The following is a 1,717-nucleotide window of genomic DNA, read 5'->3' on the forward strand; positions in this document are numbered from 1 at the left end:
CGGTCAGGTCATCCAGTCGAGCACCGTGAGCTCGTCCGCGGGCACGATGACGATCCCGTTGCCGCCGCAGGACGGGCACGGATCGAGACGTCCGCCGTCGCACTCACAGCCGCAGGCGAAGCAGCGCAGCCGGTCGGACGCGTTGCGCCATTCCACGCTACACTGCGGCCGGGACAGATCGGCCAGCCGCAGGATGACGAGCCACGACGGGCTCGGCCGCCGGATTTCGCCTACTGGATTTCATCACGGTGCATCATATCGGCGGTACTTTTCCGTAAGATCAAAAATGGACGACGTGCCGTCAACAGCGTTGACTAAGAGCGCCCGGCAATAGGGGCGTGGATCAAGGAGCGGGGCTGGGGCACGTACATCGCAAGGCGGAGGAGGGAGTCACCCTGGTCCTTGGGGTGTCGACCGACGACAACGCAGCGAGGTGCGTGCCCCAGCCCCGCGACGCCGCGTCCCTATTGCCGGTCGCTCTAAAAAAGCGTCACGGCAGCAACACGCTATAAACGGGTAGGGCCGCGCTGGCGCAACGCGGCGAGCCCGGCCGCGAGACGAGTGATCGTGTCGGGTGGCGGCAGGAGAACGCGGGTACTCCACGGGAGCGTCCCGCGGACCTCAGCGGCGCTGTGCCAGGCGCCGAGCAGGCCGGCAGTGAGCGCGGCGACCGTGTCGGTGTCGCCGCCGAGAAGAACGGCGCGGGCGATGCCGTCGGGCAGGGATGTAGCGGTGTGCACGCAGTGCAGAACGGCGGTCACAGTCTCGTAGGGATCGAGGCCGATGCCGCTCCTTGGCGGGGACCACGCACCAGCGGCCACCGCGCGCAGCAGCTGGGGCAGTGAGCTGTCCGCACCGAGCCGGCCCGTGCTCGCCTCAGCCTCGGTAACAGCGATGTCGATCAGCTGCCGCGGCTGTTCGACAGCCAGTGACCAGGACGCGCACGACGCGGCGACCAGCGCCGCCGCCTGGGCTTCCCGGCCGGCGTGGGTGGCTCGGGTCAGTTCGACTGCCGACCTGCGGCGCGGTTCGGCGGCCCGGGGCGGGGTGGACCAGCCGACCGGCAGAACGCGCATGGGGCCACCGTTGGTGTTGCCTGCGTCCGGCAGTTGGCCGGTGCCCCGGAACCGGCTGATCGCAGCCCGGGTGGACGGGCCGAGGCCGCGTATCCCCTCGGCACGGTCGCTCAGCCGCCGGGCGAACTCCACCGCCTCGCCCTGCCCGCCGGAGTCGATCAGATGTTCGGCGACGAGCAGTGTCAGCGCGGTGTCGTCGGATGTCGAGCCAGCCGGCCAGCCGCGACCCGTGGGGATAGCGGCTATCCGGGCGGGGTCCACCGCCTCGGGAGCGCATCCTTCCCACGGCACTCCGGCCGCGTCCCCGCAGGCGAAGGCGACGATTGCGCCGGCCACCCGATCGGCGAGCCCATCGGTTACGACCTCGTTCATGCTTCGCCTTCCACCTTTAGTTTAGTTCGGCGCTTCGTCCGCCCAGGCAGCTCACCGTCCACCCACTGGCGATGGGAATCAACAGGTATTCCATGAAATCCCGCCAGTTCCGCTCCATCCGGCGAAGCTCGGCAACCGGCCCGAGCATTGCCATCCGGATTCCGATACCGGTCTCGGCCAGCGGCGGGAACGGCGATATAGCGTGGGCCGACCGCGCCGATGTGCGCACCCTACACGAACAAATGTTCGACCCTGGGGGCATTCCAGGC

3 protein-coding genes are annotated in these 1,717 nt (G+C 69.1%); all 3 read right to left on the reverse strand.

Going from position 1 to position 1,717, the window contains the following annotated elements; all coding sequences use genetic code 11:
- Nucleotides 1-3: 3 nt before the first annotated feature.
- Nucleotides 4-156, reverse strand: coding sequence for a hydrogenase maturation nickel metallochaperone HypA (locus MJ785_RS20440; protein WP_239346109.1), 153 nt, complete (start codon nt 154-156; stop codon nt 4-6).
- A 350-nt stretch (nt 157-506) separates the two neighbouring features.
- A complete protein-coding gene (locus MJ785_RS20445) occupies nt 507-1,448 on the reverse strand; it encodes an ADP-ribosylglycohydrolase family protein (protein WP_239309132.1) in 942 nt (313 codons plus the stop codon).
- Between the two features lie 16 nt (nt 1,449-1,464).
- A partial coding sequence (locus tag MJ785_RS20450; RefSeq protein ID WP_239382396.1) for a hypothetical protein occupies nt 1,465-1,717 on the reverse strand: 253 nt, incomplete at its 5' end.

This window comes from Protofrankia sp. CiT1, assembly GCF_917627335.1.
Taxonomy (GTDB): Bacteria; Actinomycetota; Actinomycetes; order Frankiales; family Frankiaceae; genus Protofrankia.